The sequence below is a fragment of the Glycomyces paridis genome, from assembly GCF_004912155.1.
In the GTDB taxonomy this organism is placed as follows: Bacteria; Actinomycetota; Actinomycetes; order Mycobacteriales; family Micromonosporaceae; genus Glycomyces; species Glycomyces paridis.
This window is the reverse complement of sequence record NZ_STGX01000006.1, coordinates 90,215-109,636: the sequence shown is the minus strand read 5'-3', so window position 1 is coordinate 109,636 and position 19,422 is coordinate 90,215. Positions and strand designations below refer to the sequence as shown.

At 71.3% G+C, this 19,422-nt stretch carries 18 protein-coding genes and 1 pseudogene; 8 read left to right on the top strand and 11 right to left on the bottom strand.

Translation table 11 applies throughout. The features are described from left to right. Nucleotides 1-8 precede the first annotated feature (8 nt). Genes E9998_RS09760 through E9998_RS09745 form a run of 4 tightly spaced genes read left to right on the top strand, consistent with a single transcriptional unit; the run spans nt 9 to nt 4,055 of the window. Nucleotides 9-554, top strand: a complete 546-nt coding sequence (locus tag E9998_RS09760) for an acyl-CoA thioesterase (RefSeq protein WP_136529520.1) — start codon at nt 9-11, stop codon at nt 552-554. After that, nucleotides 551-2,047 (top strand): MmgE/PrpD family protein, encoded by a 1,497-nt coding sequence (locus tag E9998_RS09755; protein WP_136529519.1) that lies wholly within the window; start codon nt 551-553, stop codon nt 2,045-2,047. The genes E9998_RS09760 and E9998_RS09755 overlap by 4 nt, the downstream gene beginning before the upstream one ends. After that, nucleotides 2,047-2,952, top strand: coding sequence for a methylisocitrate lyase (gene prpB / locus E9998_RS09750; RefSeq protein WP_136529518.1), 906 nt, complete (start codon nt 2,047-2,049; stop codon nt 2,950-2,952). Before E9998_RS09755 ends, prpB begins: the two co-directional genes overlap by 1 nt. Continuing rightward, nucleotides 2,949-4,055: a bifunctional 2-methylcitrate synthase/citrate synthase gene (locus tag E9998_RS09745; protein WP_136529517.1), complete on the top strand. Its 1,107-nt coding sequence runs from the start codon at nt 2,949-2,951 to the stop codon at nt 4,053-4,055. Before prpB ends, E9998_RS09745 begins: the two co-directional genes overlap by 4 nt. Here E9998_RS09745 and E9998_RS09740 read toward each other — a convergent pair whose 3' ends face one another. After that, nucleotides 4,056-5,252 carry a sulfotransferase family protein gene (locus tag E9998_RS09740; RefSeq protein WP_136529516.1) on the bottom strand — a complete coding sequence of 399 codons (1,197 nt, stop codon included), beginning with the start codon at nt 5,250-5,252 and terminating at the stop codon, nt 4,056-4,058. It lies immediately after the preceding gene. Between the two features lie 107 nt (nt 5,253-5,359). On the opposite strand from E9998_RS09740, the gene E9998_RS09735 reads away from it, so the two are divergent. Further along, complete coding sequence (locus tag E9998_RS09735; RefSeq protein ID WP_136529515.1) at nt 5,360-5,875, top strand: hypothetical protein; 516 nt, start codon at nt 5,360-5,362, stop codon at nt 5,873-5,875. Nucleotides 5,876-5,957: 82 nt separating this feature from the next. Here the strand turns inward: E9998_RS09735 and E9998_RS09730 are convergent, their stop codons facing one another. The 3 genes from E9998_RS09730 to E9998_RS09720 form a co-directional block, all read right to left on the bottom strand. Further along, nucleotides 5,958-6,842 carry a PP2C family serine/threonine-protein phosphatase gene (locus E9998_RS09730; protein WP_136529514.1) on the bottom strand — a complete coding sequence of 295 codons (885 nt, stop codon included), beginning with the start codon at nt 6,840-6,842 and terminating at the stop codon, nt 5,958-5,960. Nucleotides 6,843-6,900: 58 nt separating this feature from the next. Then, nucleotides 6,901-7,080: a zinc-binding dehydrogenase gene (locus E9998_RS09725; protein WP_204745354.1), complete on the bottom strand. Its 180-nt coding sequence runs from the start codon at nt 7,078-7,080 to the stop codon at nt 6,901-6,903. A 68-nt stretch (nt 7,081-7,148) separates the two neighbouring features. Continuing rightward, nucleotides 7,149-7,532 (bottom strand): hypothetical protein, encoded by a 384-nt coding sequence (locus E9998_RS09720; RefSeq protein WP_136529513.1) that lies wholly within the window; start codon nt 7,530-7,532, stop codon nt 7,149-7,151. Between the two features lie 250 nt (nt 7,533-7,782). Here E9998_RS09720 and E9998_RS09715 point away from each other — a divergent pair, with 250 nt between their 5' ends. Continuing rightward, on the top strand, nt 7,783-10,575 hold the full coding sequence (locus E9998_RS09715) for an AfsR/SARP family transcriptional regulator (protein WP_204745353.1): 2,793 nt from the start codon (nt 7,783-7,785) through the stop codon (nt 10,573-10,575). Nucleotides 10,576-10,627: 52 nt separating this feature from the next. On the opposite strand, the gene E9998_RS09710 is transcribed toward E9998_RS09715, so the two are convergent. Further along, a complete protein-coding gene (locus E9998_RS09710) occupies nt 10,628-11,290 on the bottom strand; it encodes an NADPH-dependent F420 reductase (protein WP_136529511.1) in 663 nt (220 codons plus the stop codon). 101 nt (nt 11,291-11,391) lie between these two features. Here E9998_RS09710 and E9998_RS09705 point away from each other — a divergent pair, with 101 nt between their 5' ends. After that, nucleotides 11,392-11,976, top strand: coding sequence for a TetR/AcrR family transcriptional regulator (locus E9998_RS09705; RefSeq protein ID WP_136529510.1), 585 nt, complete (start codon nt 11,392-11,394; stop codon nt 11,974-11,976). A gap of 140 nt (nt 11,977-12,116) precedes the next feature. Here the strand turns inward: E9998_RS09705 and E9998_RS09700 are convergent, their stop codons facing one another. The 5 genes and pseudogenes from E9998_RS09700 to E9998_RS25280 form a co-directional block, all read right to left on the bottom strand. After that, nucleotides 12,117-12,641 (bottom strand): DoxX family membrane protein, encoded by a 525-nt coding sequence (locus tag E9998_RS09700; RefSeq protein ID WP_136529509.1) that lies wholly within the window; start codon nt 12,639-12,641, stop codon nt 12,117-12,119. A gap of 194 nt (nt 12,642-12,835) precedes the next feature. Then, a complete protein-coding gene (locus E9998_RS09695) occupies nt 12,836-14,089 on the bottom strand; it encodes an NAD(P)/FAD-dependent oxidoreductase (protein ID WP_136529508.1) in 1,254 nt (417 codons plus the stop codon). 179 nt (nt 14,090-14,268) lie between these two features. Then, nucleotides 14,269-15,234 (bottom strand): annotated as a pseudogene (locus tag E9998_RS09690) (2-hydroxyacid dehydrogenase); the annotation flags it as partial. Between the two features lie 66 nt (nt 15,235-15,300). Further along, on the bottom strand, nt 15,301-15,741 hold the full coding sequence (locus E9998_RS09685; protein ID WP_136529506.1) for a universal stress protein: 441 nt from the start codon (nt 15,739-15,741) through the stop codon (nt 15,301-15,303). Between the two features lie 107 nt (nt 15,742-15,848). Continuing rightward, nucleotides 15,849-16,265 (bottom strand): pyridoxamine 5'-phosphate oxidase family protein, encoded by a 417-nt coding sequence (locus E9998_RS25280; protein ID WP_158299764.1) that lies wholly within the window; start codon nt 16,263-16,265, stop codon nt 15,849-15,851. Nucleotides 16,266-16,524: 259 nt separating this feature from the next. Here E9998_RS25280 and E9998_RS09675 point away from each other — a divergent pair, with 259 nt between their 5' ends. Next, nucleotides 16,525-16,962: a universal stress protein gene (locus E9998_RS09675; protein WP_136529504.1), complete on the top strand. Its 438-nt coding sequence runs from the start codon at nt 16,525-16,527 to the stop codon at nt 16,960-16,962. 147 nt (nt 16,963-17,109) lie between these two features. Here the strand turns inward: E9998_RS09675 and E9998_RS09670 are convergent, their stop codons facing one another. Continuing rightward, the gene (locus E9998_RS09670; RefSeq protein WP_136529503.1) at nt 17,110-19,380 is read right to left on the bottom strand and encodes a phosphoketolase family protein; all 2,271 of its coding nucleotides are present in this window, start codon (nt 19,378-19,380) and stop codon (nt 17,110-17,112) included. Nucleotides 19,381-19,422: the final 42 nt, after the last annotated feature.

Sequence of the window (19,422 nt, the reverse complement as noted above, 5' to 3'; positions counted from 1 at the left end):
GGGGCGACATGGCGCAGGCCGGACCGACGATCGCCGACGTGGTCTTCCCCGACCAGCTCAACCACCGCGGCACGCTCTTCGGCGGCGCCGCCATCGCCCTCATGGACCGCGCCGCGTTCGTCGCCGCGAGCCGCGAAGCGCGCACCGACGTCGTCTGCGCGGGCGCCGACGCCATCGTGTTCACCCACCCGATCGCCCCCGGCGACCTCGTCGAGGCCACCGCCGCGGTCGAACGCCGCGGCCGCCGCTCCATGACCGTCTCGGTCGTCGTGGTCGCCGAGGCCCTGCGCACCGGCGAACGCCGCGAAGCCGTACGCGGCACCTTCCACATGGTCGCCGCCGAACCCCTCGAAACGACGGCACCCGGCCCGGGCCCCGCCGCAGGCGGGGAACCGGCTCCCGCCGCCGGAGTCCGTTCCGGCGCGCGACGCCCCGACACAGCGGCACCCGCCACGGTCGAAGAACCGTCCCCCGCCGCCGGAACCCGCCCCGGCGCCCCCGTTCCCGCCTCCCTCCAATCCGACACCCATGCACCGCAAGGAGAGACCGAGTGATCGCACACGAAGTCCGCACGCACGCCCCCGGCGCGGACCTGCCGCGCGAGGAGCAGCTCGCCTGGAAGCTCGCCGCGGTCGCGGCCGACCCCGTCCCGGTCGGGCGCGAGGTCGCCGAGATGATCGGGAACCGGGCGGTCGACAACGCCGCCGTCGCCGCGGCCTCGCTCGCCCGCGGGCCCGTCGCCAACGCCCGCGCCCAGGCGCTGGCGCACCGGTACGCGCCCGGCGCGGCGGTCTTCGGCGCCGGGCCGGACACGCGGGTCTCGCCCGAGTGGGCGGCGTGGGCGAACGGCGTCGCAGTGCGCGAACTCGACTTCCACGACACGTTCCTGGCCGCCGACTACTCCCACCCCGGCGACAACATCCCGCCGATCCTGGCCGTCGCCCAGCACCGGGGCCTCGACGGGCGCGCGCTCGTGCGCGGCATCGCCGCCGGGTACGAGGTGCAGGTGGACCTCGTGCGCGGGATCTGCCTGCACGAGCACCGCATCGACCACGTCGCCCACCTCGGGCCCGCCGCCGCCGCGGGCATCGGCGCGCTCCTAGGGCTCGCGCCCGAGGTGATCCACCAGGCGATCGGCCAGGCGCTCCACACCACGACCGCGACCCGGCAGTCCCGCAAGGGCGCGATCTCCTCGTGGAAGGCGTACGCGCCGGCGTTCGCGGGCAAGGCCGCCGTCGAGGCCGTGGACCGGGCCATGCGCGGCGAGGGCGCGCCCTCGCCGATCTACGAAGGCGAGGACGGCGTCGTCGCGCGGCTGCTCGGCGGCCCCGACGCGGTCTACGAGGTGCCGCTTCCCGAACGGGGAGAAGCGAAGCGGGCGATCCTCGACACCTACACCAAGGAGCACTCCGCGGAGTACCAGAGCCAGGCGCTCATCGACCTCGCGCGGCGCATGTCGCCGCGGATCGGCGACCTCTCGCGCGTGCGCGAGGTCCTCGTCCGCACGAGCCACCACACCCACAACGTGATCGGCACCGGCGCGAACGACCCGCAGAAGACCGACCCCGACGCGAGCCGCGAGACCCTCGACCACTCCATCATGTACATCGTCGCCGTGGCCCTCGAAGACCGCGCGTGGCACCACGAGCGGTCCTACACGTCCGAACGTGCCCACCGCCCCTCCACGGTGGCGCTGTGGCGGAAGGTCCGGACCGTCGAAGATCCGGAGTGGACCAAGCGCTATCACGACCCCGACCCCGCCGAGCGCGCCTTCGGCGGGCGCGTCGAGGTCACGATGGACGACGGCGAGGTGATCGCCGACGAGCTCGCCGTGGCCGACGCCCACCCCAGCGGCGCAAGGCCTTTCGCGCGCGAGCAGTACACCGCGAAGTTCCGCGCGCTCGCCGACGGGGTGATCGCCGAGGCCGAGCAGGACCGGTTCCTCGACCTCGCCCACCGGATCGAGGCGCTCTCCGCCTCCGAGGTCCGCGCCCTCAACCTCGCCGCGATCCGACTCGCCGAACCGACCACGAAGGGGCTCTTCTGATGACGACCCGAGCCACACCAGCGCAGAAGCGCCGCCGCCTGCGCGAAGGGCTCGCCTCCGGCACGCTCCAGCGACTGCCCGGCGCGTTCTCTCCGCTCGCCGCGCGCGCCGTCGCCGACCACGGGTTCGACGGCGTCTACGTCTCCGGGGCGGCCCTCGCCGCCGACCTCGGCCTGCCCGACATCGGGCTCACCACGCTCACCGAGGTCGCCGGGCGCGGCGGCCAGATCGCCCGCGCCACCGACCTGCCGACCCTGATCGACGCCGACACCGGCTTCGGCGAGGTCGCCAACGCGGCCAGGACGATCGAGGCCCTGGAGGACGCCGGGCTCGCCGGCTGCCACCTGGAGGACCAGGTCAACCCCAAGCGCTGCGGGCACCTCGACGGCAAGACCCTCGTCCCGGCCGCCGACATGGTCCGCCGCGTCGCCGCCGCCGTCAAGGCCCGCACCGACCCCGACTTCGTCGTCTGCGCCCGCACCGACGCCCGCTCCGTCGAGGGCCTGGACGCCGCGATCGACCGAGCGAAGGCCTATGTGGACGCCGGGGCCGACATGGTCTTTCCCGAGGCGCTGAAGGACGAGGCCGAGTTCGCCGCCTTCCGCGCGGCGGTCGACGTGCCGCTGCTCGCCAACATGACCGAATTCGGCGCCTCGCCGCTCCTGTCGGCCCGCCGCCTCGAAGCCCTCGGCTACAACCTCGTCATCTGGCCCGTGTCGAGCCTCCGCGCCGCGATGGGCGCGGTCGACGAGCTGTTCGCCGCCTTGCGGACCGAGGGCACCCAGGCGTCCCTCGTGGACCGGATGCAGACCCGCGCGCGCCTGTACGACCTGGTCGACTACGCCTCCTACAGCGCGTTCGACCGCGACCTGTTCAACTTCGAGATCCCCGGGAGCGCGACATGACCGCCGAGATCCACCGAGGCCTCGCCGGGGTCGTCGCCGACACCACCGCGATCTCCGAGGTCGTGCCCGAGACCCGCTCGCTGACGTACCGCGGCTACCCCGTGCAGGAGCTGGCCGCGTCCCGCAGCTTCGAGGAGGTCGCCCACCTCATCTGGTACGGCGAACTGCCCGACCCCGCGCAGCTCGCGGCCTTCACCGAGCGCGAACGCGCCCGGCGCGAACTCACCCGCTCCACCGTCGCCGCGATCGACCGCGTCCCCGAGGACTGCCACCCGATGGACGTGCTCCGCACCGCCGTCTCCTGCCTCGGCGCCGAGGACCCGAGCGAGGACGACGCCGACCGCTTGCAGGACAAGGCCGAAGCGCTCTTCGCGCGGCTCCCCACGGTGATCGCCCACGCCCACCGCAGGCGCCTCGGCCAGGCCCGCATCGCGCCCGACCCGGACCTGCCGTGGGCGGCGAACTTCTTCCACATGTGCTTCGGCGAGGTCCCGGCCCCGGAGGTGCTGCGCTGCTTCGAGGTCTCGATGATCCTCTACGCCGAGCACTCCTTCAACGCCTCCACCTTCACCGCCCGCGTCGTCGCCTCGACCCTCTCGGACCTCTACTCCGCCGTCACCGCCGCGATCGGCGCGCTCAAGGGCCCGCTCCACGGCGGCGCCAACGAGGCAGTCATGCGCATGATGCTGGAGATCGGCGAGCCCGAACGCGCCGCCGAGTGGCTGCGTGAACGCCTGGCCGCCAAGGAGAAGGTCATGGGCTTCGGGCATCGCGTCTACAAGGACGAGGACTCCCGCGTCCCCACGATGAAGGCCGCGCTCACCGACATGGCCGCGCTGACCGGCGGCGGGAAGTGGCTGCGCATGTACGACGAACTCGAACGGGCCATGCTGGACGCCAAGGGCATCCACCCGAACCTCGACTTCCCCGCCGGACCGGCCTACCACCTCATGGGCTTCGACATCCCCATGTTCACGCCGCTGTTCGTCATGTCCCGCATCACCGGCTGGACCGCGCACGTCATCGAGCAGCGCGGCGCCAACTCGCTCATCCGACCCCTGAGCGCCTACACGGGACGGACGCCGCGCCCGGTGCCCGCGTAGTCAGTTCAGCAGCGCCACGAGCTTGATGTAGTCGCCGAACGCCTCGTCCACGTCGGCGTGGGTGAGCCCGTAGTCGGCCAGCGCGTACTCGTGCCTGCGGTCGGCCACGGGCCGCTCAAGGGCCCGTTGGAGGTTCGCCTCGTCCTTCGGCCCCCACTGCGCCCCGATCTGGGCGTACAGCTCGGGGACGTACGTGTACGGGTCGGCGTTGAGCCGGTGGTAGGGCACGTCGATCACCGAGCCGGGCCGCAGGAACGGGCGGGCCTCGCGGGCGCGGGCGATGCCGTCGGCGAGCAGGTCCAGGAACCGCCGGCCCAGGGCGTGGCGGTCGACCCTGCGCAGCATGAGGCCCATCGCGGTCTCGTTGAGCGAGCAGGTCGAGGCGATCACCGTGACCGGGTCGCGGTGGTTCCACACGAAGGTCGCGTCGGGGAAGACCGTCTGGATCTCGCGGAGGTTGAAGGTGTCCATGGGGGACTTCATGATCCAGCGCTTGCGCTCGCGCCCGTACTGGAGGACCTGGAGCGACTCCTTGAGGTAGGCGTAGTCGGTGACCCTGTCGTGGGTCTCCAGCCATTCGGCGTAGTGCGGAATCGGTGCGCGCGTGAGGTGGTAGTGGGTGTGGGGGACGATGAGGAAGGACTCCTCCGGGCCGGTCGCCACCATCGGGTGCTGGATCGGGAAGACCGGCATGAGCTTTTCGAGCATGGAGAGGTCCCGGGCCACCTTCCCGATCCGCGCGTTCCGCTCCTTCTCGGGCAGTTCCAGGTCGATGTTGTACATCTCCCAGGTGAGCGGGCCGCGGTGGCCGGGGGACCCGGCGAGGATCTTGTGCGTGAGGGTGGTCGCGGTGCGCGGCAGGCCGAGGATGAACACCGGGTTCTCGATCGGCTCGTCCGCGATCTCGGGGTGCTCGGCGTGGAGGCGGCGCACCCGCAGGCGGTTGGTCAGGCGCATCGCGAACTCGGCCTTGACGCCGACCCAGCCCATCGGCGCCATGCCCTCGACCTCGGCGTAGCAGCCGAACGCGAAGCGGAGGTCGTCGAGCCACTGCCGGTCGTCGTCGAAGGTGCGGCCCTGCTCCTGCTCAGCGGCGGCGACGATCTTGGCCCAGGACCTGTCGGGGTCCTTGCGGGAGTTGAGCGCCGGTGTCATGGCGACGTTCAGGACGGAGGCGAGGGCGGAGACGCGGCGCATGGGGGTGCATCCTCTCAAGGGGGTTCCGTGCCACCCTACCGCCGGGTGTCCGATATGGGAACACCCTCGCCTCGGGTGCGCCGCCCGACCGCATAGACTCCGGCCCCATGCGAATCACTCGACCTTTTCCAAAGTGGCACATCGTGATCGGCGCGGTCGTGCTCGCCGCCACGACCGGCTGCGCCGCCGACGCGGAACCGATCGAGAGCGTGAGCCCCGTCCCGACCTCCTCCGAGGCCGCCTCCCCGACTCCCGAGGAGCCGACCACGGAGGAGACCGAGTCGCCGCAGGCGATCGACGCCGAGTCCTGCGGCGACGGCGAATGCGACGTGGCCTTCACCGGGTCCGCCGAATACCCGCTCGGCGACAGTGAGGCACAGTGGATGGTCATCGCTGTCGTCGGCGACGACGGCGTCGACGTGGACCTGACCAACCCCGAGGGTCTCGGCGGTGGCGGCGGCCTGCTCGCCGAAGCGGGCTGCACCCTGACGTTCCGCGCGGACGGGGGCGGCGGCAACGCCTGCGGGAACGCGGAACCGCCCGCACCGGAGCCCGGCGGCATCGTCGTCCACCTCGTGGAGCTGAACGGCAACGAGGCCGTTCTCCATGCGGCCCTTGGTTAGTCGACCCGAAAGCACGCCGCGCACAGTCGCTCGCGCGACCGCGCGACGCCGCAACGGCAACTCGGCTCACCGCCGAGAGCGGTCACTCGCCAGTACCGTCTCCTTCGATACGCACCTCGGCCGACCGCCCGAGGCGACGGCCGCTCCTGGCTGGCAACGCACGTGGCCGCCGGGGCGACCCGTCTAACCGGCCTGGGGCGAGGACGACCAGCGTGGCGTCGTCGTGCCGCTTCGCGCCCGGCCCGAAGCGGGTGTCGCCGTCTCCGTGGAGGCGCACCAGATCGACGAGCCCTTCGGCGCCCGCGGTGTCGGCGAGTCTGAACACCTCGCTCCACGAGTACCCGTAGCGCTCGACCAGCCTGGCGAGGCCGTCCGTGCAGAGCATGAGGTCGGTGAGCCCGTCGAGCCTCCGGGACCCGTGCCGGGCCTGCTCGGCCGCACCGGGATCGGTGGAGGCGACCCAGAACCCGCCCTCCCTGTTCCGGACCCGCTCGATGTACTCGACCGGATACCGCCGAACGCCCCCGACGTCGACGGCCCGAGGCGGATCGGCCAGCCGCGCCAACCTCTCGTCCGACTCCACCGACACCGCGCCGTCCTTGCCGCGGAACGCGATCGAGCAGTCCCCGAGTGCCAGCCACTCGACAGCGTCGCCCGCCTCCCGCACCATCCCCACGGTCGCTCCCGGCGAGACCGGATTCGCGAGGTCGCAGGTCCCGCCGTGCAGCGACCCGACCTCCCGGATCGCCGCGCCGAGGACCTCCACGAGCCCCTGACCCGGATCGGTGATGTCGTCCGCGACGGCCTCGCCCAATCGCTCTACGTACCAAGGAACATCGTGCACGCATCCGTCGTCGGGATAGCGCGTGATCCCGTCGAGCACGAGCGCCCACGTGCCGCCGAACCACCAGCCGTCCTCATTGGGCGCCGTCCCGCCCGCCCGGCTGTCCGCCCCGACCTCGATCATCGCACCGACCTCCTCAGGCCTCGGAACCCCGCTCCACGATCCGGCACCATAGCACCGTTCACGGCTCGACGGTCACCACCAGCTTCCCCGTGGTGTGCTTCCGCGCGAAGTCCACGATGGCCTGCGGACCCTCCTCCAACGAGTACCGGCGGCCGATGGTCGCGGCGAGTTCACCGCGCACGGCGGCGTCGGCGACCTCCCGCATCCCGCCGACGGGCCCCGCCCCGAAGGCGCCCACCGACTCCCCCGCAGGCCCTCGACCCTCGCCTGACGCCTCGGCCCGGTGCGCTCGCGCTCTCGACCGGATCACACCCCGGCGCGCTCGAACTCCTGCCGCTCCGAACCGTCGGGCCCCTCCGGCAGGAGGTACAGCTCGTCGTCGGACCCGACCCAGATCTGCTGGTTCGCCGCCGAGCCCATCTCGGGATCGGGCTCGTCGTAACCGAAGTCGATGAAGTCCGTCGAATACTCCGACTCCACGAACCGCCACGTCCCCACCCGCTCCGACCCTTCCCCCTCCAGTCCGACCAGCACCCCCGTCCCGTCCGCCTCCAACGTGATCACCCCGCCCTCCCCGTCCGCGAACGTCCCCACGAAGTCCGCCTCCGCATAGTCCGCCGAGCACGCTCCCAGCAACAACACCGCACCCGAAACCCCGGCCACCACCCGCAACACCCCGAACCCGCCCACGACCATCCCCGCCCAACCCAAACTTGAACCCGTTCAATTCCAAACCCGACCCTACCCCAATCACCCCTGCCGCATCTTCCACCCCTGTACGGGTCCTCCCACATGCAGACGTACCCGTAGTCGCGCAGCGTTGGCGTCGAACTGGAGTGGGGTGACGTGGACAGCGAGAACGGTGCGGTTGCGCGATGATAGGGCTTGTTCCGGTTTGCGGTGGAAGCGCGAGTCTCTGGGGGCAGTGGTGGAGTTTCGGGTGTTGGGTCCGGTCGAGTTGGTCGCGGACGGTCGACCGGTCGCGGTGGCCGCGGCCAAGCAACGCGGGCTGCTGGCGTTGCTGCTGCTGCACCCGAACCGGACGGTGGAGCAGGACTGGCTGATCGACCAGTTGTGGGAAGGCGACCCCCCGGCCGCCGCGAAGGCGACCCTCCAGGCCTACGTGTACCGGCTGCGGAAACTGTTCGACGGGCCGGAATCCGCTGTGGCACTGCACGGCCGACCGGGCGGCTACCTGCTCGACGTCCCGGCCGGGACACTTGACGCCGACCGGTTCGAACACCTGCTGGCCGAAGGCCGGCAGGCGCGCGACGCCGGGCGATTCGAGGACGCGGTGGTCGCGTTCCGCGCGGGTCTGGGACTCTGGCGCGGCGCGGCGTTCGCCGACATCGACCTGCACGCCGTCCGCGAGCAGGCCCGTGGGCTGGACGAGCGGCGCCTGGACGCCACCGAGCAGTGCCTGTCCGCCGAACTGGGCGCCGGGCGCCACGACACCGCCGTCGTCGAACTGGAGTCGCTGGTCGAAGCGCATCCGTTGCGGGAACGGCTCTGGGAACTGCTTCTGCTCGCCCTCTACCGGTGCGGCCGCCAAGCCGAGGCGCTCGCCGCCTACCAGCGCCTGTACCGCGTCCTCGGCGACGAGCTGGGCATCCAACCCGCCCCGCCCGTACAGGAACTCCAGCAACGGATCCTGGAAGGCGACCCGACGCTGGGAGCCCTCTCGGCTGCAGGCGGCAGACCCGACGAGGCGCGAATCCCGCGGCAGCTGCCCGCGACGACCGGCGACTTCACCGGCCGCGCCGACGACCTCGCCGAACTCGACCACCTCCTGCTCGACAGCGGAACCGACGGCCCGGGCGCCGTGGTGATCACCGCGATCGCCGGTACCGCCGGGGTCGGCAAGACGACGCTGGCGGTGCACTGGGCCCACCGGATCGCCGACCGGTTCGAGGACGGGCAGCTGTACGTGAACCTGCGCGGCTTCGACCGCGGCCAGCCGATGCAGACCGCCGAGGCCATGCGGGGATTCCTGGACGCCCTCCACGTGGCCCCTGAACGCATCCCGACAGACCCCGACGCCCGGACCGGCCTGTACCGCACCCTGCTGGCAGACAAGCGAATGCTCGTGGTGCTGGACAACGCCCGCGACGTCGACCAGGTGCGCCCGCTGCTCCCCGGCGGTCGAGGCAACCTCGTGGTGGTCACCAGCCGCAACCAGCTGACCGGGCTGATCACCCTCGCCGGCGCCCACCCGTTGACACTCGACGTCCTCACACGGACCGAGGCACGGCACTACCTGGAGCGCCGGCTCGGCCGAGACCGGGTGGCCGCCGAACCCGATGCGGTGGACGGCATCATCGACTCCTGCGCCCGGCTTCCCCTGGCCCTGGCGATCGTCGCCACCCGCGCCGCCATGCACCGCCGGTTCTCGTTCCAGGCGCTGGCCGAGGAGCTCCGCGACTCCCACCGCGGCCTCGACACCTTCGCCGACCAGGACCGCAACACCGACGTGCGAGCGGTGTTCTCATGGTCGTACACCCAACTCGCCCCCGAAGCGGCCCGCCTGTTTCGACTGCTGGGCCTGCATCCCGGCCCCGACATCTCCACGGCCGCGGCCGCGAGCCTCGCCGGAGTCCCGCCCTTGCAAGCACGACCCCTGCTGGCCGAGCTGACACGCGCCCACCTGATCATCGAGCACCGACCCGGCCGGTACACCAGTCACGACCTCCTGCGCGCCTACGCCGCAGAACTGGCCCGCGACACCGACTCCGCCGACGAACGCCACCTCGCCGCGCACCGGATGCTCGACCACTACCTGCGCACCGCGCACACCGCGAACCGTCTCCTGCGACCCACCCGCGAACCGATCGAGCTCGTCCCCTCGCTGGACGACTGCCACCCGGAACCGCTCACCGACTCAGACCAGGCGATGGCCTGGTTCACCGCGGAACACGCCGTGCTGCTCGCAGTCGTCGACTACTCCGCGTCTGCCGAGTTCGACGCCCACACCTGGCAGTTGGCCTGGTGCTGCGCCGATTTCTTCAACCTGCGAGGCCACTGGCACGACCAGATCGCCACCGACCGAGCCGCCGTGGCCGCCGCCCACCGCCTGACCGACCTCGACGCGGAGGCCCGCGCCCACCGCTTCCTCGCCCACGGCCTCATGCGCGCCGGGCGATTCGACGACGCCCAGACCCACCTCCGCCACGCGCTCAGACTCCACCGTCAATCGGGCGACCTGGCCGGGGAAGCCCATGCGCACCACACCTTCGCGACGATGCTCGCCGGCCAAGCACGCCACACCGACGCCCTCGACCACGCCACACAGGCCCTCGACCTGTACCAACGGGCCGACCACCCGATCGGACTGTCCACGGCCTTCAACGCGGTCGGCTTCCTCCACGCGCTCCTCGGCGACCACACCGAGGCCCTCGACTACTGCCGACAGTCACTCGACCGCACCCGAAGCGACGACCACAGTGGACTGGCCGCGACCTGGGACAGCCTCGGCTACATCCACCACCACCTCGGCGACCACGCCCAAGCCGTCGACAGCTACGAACACGCCCTCGACAACTACCGAATCGTCGGCAACCGACTCGAAGAAGCCGCCACCCTCATCCGCCTCGGCGACACCCACCACGCCACCGGCAATCCCGACCCCGCCCGCAACGCCTGGCAGGCAGCCCTCGACATCCTCGCCGCCCTCGACCACCCCGACGCCGACACCGTCCGCACCAAACTCGACGCCCACGACACCGTCGCACAATGAACCCGGGGCACCACGACAGCTCGGATGCCGTCGCAGTCGCCGCGCTCGCGGTTCAGCGGACGACCTTGAGGTTGAACATGGGGGAGCCCAGGGCTCCCCACAGGCGCAGCCAGACCGGCAGGAGCATCTCGGTGCCCCGCGCAGTGGAGATGTCGCCGAGGTCGATCACGTCGGTGTGGCCGAACTCCTTGAGCAGGGCGGCCGCCGTCGCCTTGGCCTCGGGGTCGTCACCGGAGACGAACACGCTGGTGCCCTCCGGCAGTGAACCGGGGCGGACCATGAGCTCGGCGGTGAGTGTGTTGAGCGTCTTCACCACCCGCGTGCCGGGGAAGGCGTGCTGGATGCGCTCGCCGAGCGAGTCGGTGTTGCAGTAGAGCAGGGTCGGCGGCATGCCGTCGGAGAAGTCGAGCGGGTTGGCGATGTCGATGAGCACCTTGCCGTCGAGGTTCGCCGCGCCCGCCTCGCCGAGGACCTCCAGCGAGGCGCCCCCGCTCGAGGCGTTGACGACGATCGCGGCCGAGGCGGCGGCCTCGGCGAAGGGCGCGAGCCCGATGCCGGGGTGCTCGTCGGCCCACGAGGCGAACGAGCCGTCGCCGGAGCGGGCCCTGGTGGCCTCGGGGTCGCGGGTGCCGATGACGACGTGGTGGCCCAGCTCGTGGAGGCGCGCGGCGACGGTGCGCCCGACGGTACCGGTGCCGAGGACTGCGAAGTTCATGGGGAATTCCTTCGTTCGAACAACGGTAGACAGACAGGTTCGTCTACCCGTGTGCGACCATAGCAGACCGATCTGTCTGACCCCGGCGGTACTCTGGGCCGATGCGACACGAGACTCCGCCCTGCGGCGCCGCCGAGCGGATCCTCGAGACCGCCTTCCACCTGTTCTACGCCCACGGCGTCCGCGCCGTCGGCATCGACCGGATCATCGCCGAATCGCAGGTCGCCAAGGCGACCTTCTACAAGCACTTCCCCGCGAAGGACCGCCTCGTCGTCGCCTACCTCGACCGCGTCGACCGCACCTGGACCGACCAGCTCCGCCGGGCCGCCGCCGCGGCCGGCGACGAGCCCCGAGAGCAGATGGTGGGCATGTTCGACGCGCTCGCCGCGGCGTGCGGCCAGGACGGCTACCGAGGCTGCGCCTTCATCAACGCCGCGGCCGAGTACGAGGCCGGAACGATCGTCCACGACCGCACCCTCGAGCACAAGAACGCGGTCCGGGCCTGGGTGCGCGAACTCGCCGAACGAGCGGGAGCGGCGGACCCCGACGCGCTCGCCCGGGCGCTCACCCTCCTGCTGGACGGCGGACTCGCCAGCGGCACGGTCGACGCGCTCCCCGACGCCCCCGCGGTGGCCAAGGAGTCGGCCCGCCTCCTCGTGGACACGCTCGCCGGTCCGAGGGCTTGAGCCCGCGGAACCGGCGTCCGCGTGACCAGGGGCGTGCGTCCCCGCCGCTGCGGCGACCGAGCGGGAGAACCCGAGCCCCGTCGGGGGCTCGGGTGTCCTTGCCTGTTCGGTATGGCCCGCTTCGCCACTCACTCCTTGCGCTACTTGAGCCAGGGGTTCTTCTTGACGATGGGGAGGCCGCCCCAGGTCCTGCCGAATCCGAGCGTGTCCTCGGCGTGGGCGAGGGCGAGGCCGACGAGGAGGCCGGCGTAGACGAGGTGGTCGTCCATGAACGGGTTGTTCTCGGGCCACAGGGCCGCGGTCCACATGAGAACCAGCAGGAGGGCGCCGGTGACGGCGGCGATGCGCATGCCGATGCCGAGGATCAGCGCGAGGCCGATGCCGAGCAGGCCGATCATGAACAGCCAGTCGGCGAAGGCGGCGCCGGCCATGCCCTGATAGAAGTCCGCGAACGGGCCCTTGGTTCCGAAGGCCAGGAACCCCTCGGTGGGGCTCCCGCCCTCGAGCCAGGCGGCCTCCCTCTCGGTGGCGAACCCGAGGCCGAAGGTCTTGTCCAGGAAGGCCCACAGGAAGACCCAGCCCAGCGCGATGCGCAGGCCGGCCCAGACGTAGGCGGCGGGAGTGGTCGTGGTGGCGGTTCGCTCAGTGGCGTCGACGGTGGACATCGGAGTTCCTTTCGATTCGGGCACCGTATCCGGTGACAGTTCAAGGAAACCGCAGTTCAGGGCGATTCTGGAGAGGTCTGAAGGCGGGTCTTGAAGGGACGAAGGTCCTGCGGCGCACCGGAGGCGGGCGGCGGAAAGGCGGCCGCCCCAGAGAGGGGCGACCGCCCGGAGTGATCGGCGCGACGGCCCGAAGGTCACTCCTTCACCGTGTCCGACAAAGCCTTCGTCAAGCCCCGCAACCCCAGGCTGACGGCCTGCTGGTGAAGTCCACCATGGAACGGCTGCCCGGCCCGGAACCGCTGTGGCAGGTAGGTGCCGAGGGTCTTCTTGCCCAAGTGCCAGATCGGGGAGACGCCGACACGGTGCCCGCCGCGGGCGGGCTCGCCGGTCTGGGCCAGGGGCGTCCGCGCGAAGACCGCCTCATCGAGCATGTCGAGCACGAACAGGCCGACCGGGTCGAATCGCCGCGGCGTCGCAACCGCGGCAGGGTCGATGCGCGCGGCGATGTCGTCGACGACCGCGTCGGCCTGGAGCAGCGAGAGGTAGCCGAGCTTGATCGGGAAGTCCCCGGCATCGCCTGGGGCGTAGACGGACTCGGTGCACCGGACCCGGCGCGTCTCCGGCTCGGTCAGAAGGAACCCGTTCCGGTCCTTCGGCAGGCCCTCGTAGTCGACGGCGGCGTCGTGGGGCGCGGTGGCGACGAGCACGTCGAAGGTGTGCGCGGTGCCGTCGGCGAAGCGGACTCGGTGCGGCTCGACCCCCACGGTCGCCGACCCGGTGTGGCCGATGATCCCGCGGGAAGCGAACTCCTCGCCGATCACCGGGTGCAGGCCGGGGCCGAACGCCTCCAGGTAGCGGTCTTCGAACGTGGCGAACGTCAGGCACACCAGGTCGCGCACGCGGGAGCGGCGCAGCCAGGTCTCCAGCATGAACGCCAGCTCGTACACCGGCCCGGGCCAGCCGTTGCCCGGGGGCACCAGGAACAGCACGTGCTGCGGCGATCCGTCCACGGCCGCGTCGCGCACGCGTCGCAGGGTCCGGCCGAGCTCGCGCATCTGCTCCAGCGAGCCGACAAGGCGGGCGTGCTCGGCGAGGCCCGGGATCCTCTCGGGTCGCGTCGCGGCGCCGGTGGCCAGGACCAGGTAGTCGTAGTCGAGGAGGTGCCCGTCGGCGAGCGCGAGCCGTTTCGGCTCGGTCTCGACCCACGCCACCTCGCCGCGCACCACGGCGATGCCGTGCCGCTCGGCCGGTGCCGTGACCGGGATCCGCAGGTCGTCCTCGGCGCCGCCGAAGGGCACGTAGACCGTGCCGGGCCGGAACTCGAAGTCGTCGCGGTCCGCGACCAGGGTGAGGTCGACCCGGTCGCCCAGTCGCAGGCGCAGGGCGAAGAGCGTCTCCATACCGGCCAGGCCGCCGCCGACGACGACCACTCGAGGCTTGGTGTCCAAGGCATCCTCCCGAAGTTGCGTGTTCACCCCTCCATGTCACCAGTTCGGGCGGTGCCGCCGCAGCTGTCGAACGGCCTCGGACGGAAGGACCTCGGTCCCTTCTGAACGGACGTCGACGGCACCGTGCTGCTGGGTTCGAGCTCCGGGCTTTCGCCGATCGACACCGGGTGGAGGCCGATGCCGTCGACTTCGAACGCGGTGAGGTTCGCGATCGTCGTCGCCGCGATCGCCTCGATGGCTTCGGCGGTGAAGAACGCTTGGTGGCCGGTGATGAGCACGTTCGGGAAGGCGTTGAGCCGGTCGAAGGCGTCGTCGCCGATCACCTGGTCGGACAGGTCCTCGAAGAACAGCCCGGCCTCCTCCTCGTAGACGTCCAGGCCGAGATGCCCGATCCGGCCGCTCTTGAGGCCCTCGACCACTGCTGCCGTGTCCACCAGGGCGCCACGGCTGGTGTTCACGAGCATCGTTCCGGGGCGCATGAGCGCGATCCGTTCGCGGCCGATCAGATGGAACGTCTCGGGCGTCAGCGGGCAGTGCAGGGAGACGATGTCCGACGCCGCGAGCAGTTCGTCAAGGCTCACATACTCGACGCCGGCCTCGCGGGCCGCGTCGCTCGGGTACGGGTCGTAGGCGAGGACGCGGCATCCGAATCCGGTCATGATCCGCGCGAAGCACAGCCCGATCTTCCCGGTCCCGATGACGCCGACGGTGCGCCCGTGGAGGTCGAAGCCGAGCAGCCCCGTGAGCGCGAAGTTGTGCTCGCGGATCCGGTTGTAGGCCCGATGCGTCTTGCGGTTGAGGGCCAGGACCAGTGCCGCGCAGTGCTCGGCGACCGCGTAGGGCGAGTAGTCCGGGACCCGCGCGACGGCGATCCCGGTCTCGGCGGCGGCCCGCAGGTCGACGTGGTTGAACCCGGCCGACCGCAGCGCGACGAACCGTACCCCGTGCTCGGCCAGGACCGCGAGGGTCTCGGCGTCGAGTTCGTCGTTGACGAACGCGCACACCGCTTCGCAGCCTTCCGCGAGCGCGGCGGTGTCGCGGTTCAACCGCGGCTCCAGAAACGACAGTTCGTGGGCGCCGTCCCGATCGGCGTCGTGCAAGGACGTCTTGTCGTACAGTTTGGCGCTGAACACCGCCACCCTCACGGCGATCCTCCCTTCGTGCGGGTGCGGCAGCGGGGGCGACCACACGCCGCCGCTGCCGCACCGGTCTCATTCGACGCCGCGGAGCACCAGGACGGGGCACTCGGCGTGGGTGACGCAGTACTGGCTCACCGAGCCGAGGACCGCCCCGACGAACCCGCCGTGCCCGCGCGAGCCGACCACGAGCAGCTGCGCGTGTTCGGCCTCCTTCAGCAGGATCCTCGCCGGGTGGCCCTCCACGATCCGCGACTCCACATGCACCTGTGGGAATGCCGCCGCGACCTCGTCCACCACCTGCTTGTGCGAGCTCCGGGCCTCGTCGGCGAACTCCGCCGCGGGCAGGACCATCGCCGCGGTGCCGTAGTTCGCCGGGATCTCCCAGGCCAGGACGGCGGTGACCGGCAGACCTGTGGTTTCGGCGTAGCGCAGCGCCCATGCGAGGGCCTGCTTCGATGAGGCCGATCCGTCGACGCCGACGACGATGCCCCGGTTCTGAATGCGGTTCGACATGGACCGCTCCTTCCTCTCGGTCTCCAGTCTCGCCGCGGCGTCGGCGCCGGATCAGAGTCGAAGGTCCCTCGTCGGGAGGCAGGTGGTCACGCGATGCAGGGGCGGGCTCAGCGTGCGATGGTCAGGCGCAGTCCGGTGACCTCGCTGGGACGGATGGCGATGACCGTGTCGTGCGGTCGGTCGATCCACGACTGGACCTGCCTGCCCAGCTGCACTGCCCGGGGGTGGTCGGAGACGTCGGTTGCGGTGCCCTTCACCAGGACGCTCCAGCCTATGTGGCTGTGGGACCCGATCTCGTCGGACTGGTAGTTCACCGGCAGGCCCGGCCGTGCGCGCACGGCTCTGGCGAAGGCGGAGGCGCGGTGGGTGTAGACGTAGATGTCGCCGTCGACCACCACGTGGTTCAGAGGCCTGATGACCGGCAGGTCGTCGACGATGAACGCGACGCGTCCGTATTCGGCGTGGATCAGGTACCCCATCGCGACCTTCGGGTCGAGGTCGACCGGCTTCCGCTCGTCGTCCACATCAGCCTCCGAGTTGTCCACCGCCGCCGCCGGCGGCTCGATTTCACGACAGGAGGCTCGTGCCCCCGATTCGACCGTAGCAGCGCCGGGCTCTCGACCGACGCGGTTGAGGAACCGAGGCGCCCCGTCGACGGCCGCTGTTCGCCGCCCCGGCGAGGAGGGACCACTGGTGCCCTCCATCGGGACGTTCAGCTCTGAACCGGCGTCGTCGGGCTGAGCAGACTTGCATGGAAGCGGCACATCGGGGAAAGGAGATGACATGACCGACTCCCATCGTTCCGCCGGCCGCGTCGTCATAGGTGTCGACGGGTCGGCGTCGTCGCAGAAGGCGCTGGAATGGGCGCTCGCGTACGCCGAGGAACTGGGCCTTGAGGTCACCGCGGTCCATGCGTGGCAGTACCCGTACGTCTACGGTCCTGAAACGACGTTCGCCGCCGCGACCCAAATGGCCACCGACGCGCAGCGCCTCCTCGACGGCGTCGTGGAGAAGGCCGGTTCCGAGCACCCCGCGGTGCGTGTACGGCCCCGGGTGGTCGAGGGCCACCCTGCGCGCGTGCTGGTCAGGCAGTCCGAGGGTGCCCACATGCTCATCCTTGGGAGTCGCGGGCACGGCGCGCTCGTGGGCGCGCTCATCGGATCGGTGGGCCGGCATTGCGTCGTCCACGCCCGCTGCCCGGTCCTCATCGTCCCGGGCTGACGACGGACCGGACGGAGATCGTGGAAGCGGCACCGTGGGGCCGTCACCGCCGGTCGGCGGTGACGGCCCCCACCCGCTGTTCGCGGACCTGTTCGGCCGCAGCGCGAAGGGGGCGGACCCGATCGGTCCGCCCCCTCTCACTCCGCACTACAAGGTCAGCGGCCTGCCGGGGCGCCAGTCGGCGACGGCGGGGTGGTCGACGCCGTGGACGCGGGTGTACTCCCGTGCGGCCAGGCGGGCGTCGACCATTTCCTGGCGCAGCCCGGCGGCGGCCTGGCCGAGGCCGGGCACCCGGTCGATGACGTCGGTGACGAGGGTGAACCGGTCGAGGTCGTTGAGCATGACCATGTCGAACGGCGTGGTCGTGGTGCCCTCCTCCTTGTAGCCGCGCACGTGGAGGTTCGCGTGCCCGGCGCGGCGGTAGGTGAGGCGGTGGATCAGCCACGGGTAGCCGTGGAAGGCGAAGATCACCGGCTTGTCGGTGGTGAACAGCGCGTCGTACTGCCGGTCGGGCAGGCCGTGCGGGTGCTCGGTGTCGGGCTCCAGCCGCATGAGGTCGACGACGTTGACGACGCGGACCTTCAAGTGCGGCAGGTGGCGGCGCAGCAGGTCGGCCGCTGCCACGGTCTCCAGGGTCGGCACGTCGCCGGCGCATGCGAGCACCACGTCGGGCTCGCCCTCCCCGCCGCTGGAGGCCCAGTCCCAGATGCCCAGGCCCCTCGTGCAGTGACGCACGGCCTCGTCCATGGTGAGCCAGTTCGGGGCCGGTTGCTTCCCGGCCACCACGACGTTCACGTACTGGCGGCTGCGCAGGCAGTGGTCCATGGTGGAAAGCAGCGTGTTGGCGTCCGGCGGCAGGTACACCCGGACGACCTCGGCCTTCTTGTTGACCACGTGGTCGATGAAGCCCGGGTCCTGGTGGGAGAAGCCGTTGTGGTCCTGGCGCCACACGTGGCTGGACAGGAGGTAGTTGAGCGAGGCGATCGGCCGCCGCCAGGGGATCGCGCCCGAGGTCTTGAGCCATTTCGCGTGCTGGTTGAACATGGAGTCGACCAGGTGGATGAACGCCTCGTAGCTGGTGAACAGGCCGTGCCGCCCGGTGAGGAGGTAGCCCTCGAGCCAGCCCTGGCACAGGTGCTCCGAGAGCACCTCCATGACCCGGCCGTCGGGGGCGAGGTGGTCGTCGCCGGGCTCGATCCGCGCGTTCCAGGCCCGGTCGGTGACCTCGAAGGCGGCGCCGAGCCGGTTGGAGGCGACCTCGTCGGGCCCGAAGAGCCGGAAGCGGTCGGGGTTGGCGGCGATGACGTCGCGGACCCATTCGCCGAGCGGGTTGGCGCTCATGCGCCTCTCACCGCGCGGTGCCTGGACGCGCAGCTCGGCCGCCGGGGCGCCGGTGGCGTCGAACAGCTCCTCGGGGTGGTAGGACCGCAACCAGGCCTCAAGGGCCTTGAGCTGTGCCGGGTCCTTCCGGACCGCGCCCAGCGGGACCTGGTGCGAGCGCCAGGTGCCCTCGACGGGCTTGCCGTCGAGTTCACGCGGGCCCGTCCAGCCCTTCGGGGTGCGCAGCACGATCATCGGCCAGCGCGGCCGTTCCACACTGCCGCCGGAGCGGGCCTCGTGCTGGATCGCGTCGATGCGGTCGAGGGCGGTGTCGAGCGTCGCCGCCAGGGCCCGGTGGATCGTCGCGGGGTCGTCGCCCTCCACCAGGTGCGGTTCGTAGCCGAAGCCGCGCATCATCGACAGGAGGTCCTCGCGCGGGATGCGGTCCAGGACGGTGGGATTGGCGATCTTGTACCCGTTGAGGTTGAGGATCGGCAGGACCGCGCCGTCGCGGGCGGGGTTGAGGAACACGTTCGAGAGCCATGAGGCGGCCAGCGGGCCGGTCTCGGCCTCGCCGTCGCCGATGACGCAGGCGACCGTGAGGTCGGGGTTGTCGAATGCGGCGCCGTAGGCGTGCATGAGTGCGTAGCCCAGTTCGCCGCCTTCGTGGATGGAGCCGGGTACTTCGGGAGCGACGTGGCTGGGGACGCCGCCGGGGAAGGAGAACCGGCGGAACAGCCGGGCCATGCCGGCCTCGTCGCGTCCGACCGAGGGGTGCAGCTCGGAGTAGGTGCCCTCCAGCCAGGTGTTGGCCATGAGCGCGGGACCGCCGTGGCCGGGGCCGGTCACGTAGATCATGTCGGCGCCGCGCTCGGTGATGCACCGGTTGAGATGCGCGTAGACCAGGTTGAGCGCCGGGCTGGTGCCCCAGTGGCCGAGCAGGCGCGGCTTGATGTGCTCGGGGCGGAGCGGCTCGCGCAGGAGCGGGTTGTCCAGCAGGTAGATCTGACCGGCCGTGAGGTAGTTCGCGGCCCGCCAGTAGGCGTCGATCTGGCGCAGGCGCGCTTCTGTCAAGGCCGCGGGGTGGGTGGTGTCCATGGCTGACTCCGTCGGGTAGTCGTTCAACGTCGCGCTTCCAGC

Coding starts and splice junctions, on each gene's coding strand:
- E9998_RS09735 (WP_136529515.1), top strand. CDS start 5,360: ATGCGAATCACTCGACCTTTTCCAAAGTGGCACATCGTGATCGGCGCG.
- E9998_RS09675 (WP_136529504.1), top strand. CDS start 16,525: ATGACCGACTCCCATCGTTCCGCCGGCCGCGTCGTCATAGGTGTCGAC.
- E9998_RS09700 (WP_136529509.1), bottom strand. CDS start 12,641: ATGTCCACCGTCGACGCCACTGAGCGAACCGCCACCACGACCACTCCC.
- E9998_RS09745 (WP_136529517.1), top strand. CDS start 2,949: ATGACCGCCGAGATCCACCGAGGCCTCGCCGGGGTCGTCGCCGACACC.
- E9998_RS09730 (WP_136529514.1), bottom strand. CDS start 6,842: ATGATCGAGGTCGGGGCGGACAGCCGGGCGGGCGGGACGGCGCCCAAT.
- E9998_RS09710 (WP_136529511.1), bottom strand. CDS start 11,290: ATGAACTTCGCAGTCCTCGGCACCGGTACCGTCGGGCGCACCGTCGCC.
- E9998_RS09670 (WP_136529503.1), bottom strand. CDS start 19,380: ATGGACACCACCCACCCCGCGGCCTTGACAGAAGCGCGCCTGCGCCAG.
- E9998_RS09705 (WP_136529510.1), top strand. CDS start 11,392: ATGCGACACGAGACTCCGCCCTGCGGCGCCGCCGAGCGGATCCTCGAG.
- E9998_RS09760 (WP_136529520.1), top strand. CDS start 9: ATGGCGCAGGCCGGACCGACGATCGCCGACGTGGTCTTCCCCGACCAG.
- E9998_RS09685 (WP_136529506.1), bottom strand. CDS start 15,741: ATGTCGAACCGCATTCAGAACCGGGGCATCGTCGTCGGCGTCGACGGA.
- E9998_RS09740 (WP_136529516.1), bottom strand. CDS start 5,252: ATGCGCCGCGTCTCCGCCCTCGCCTCCGTCCTGAACGTCGCCATGACA.
- prpB (WP_136529518.1), top strand. CDS start 2,047: ATGACGACCCGAGCCACACCAGCGCAGAAGCGCCGCCGCCTGCGCGAA.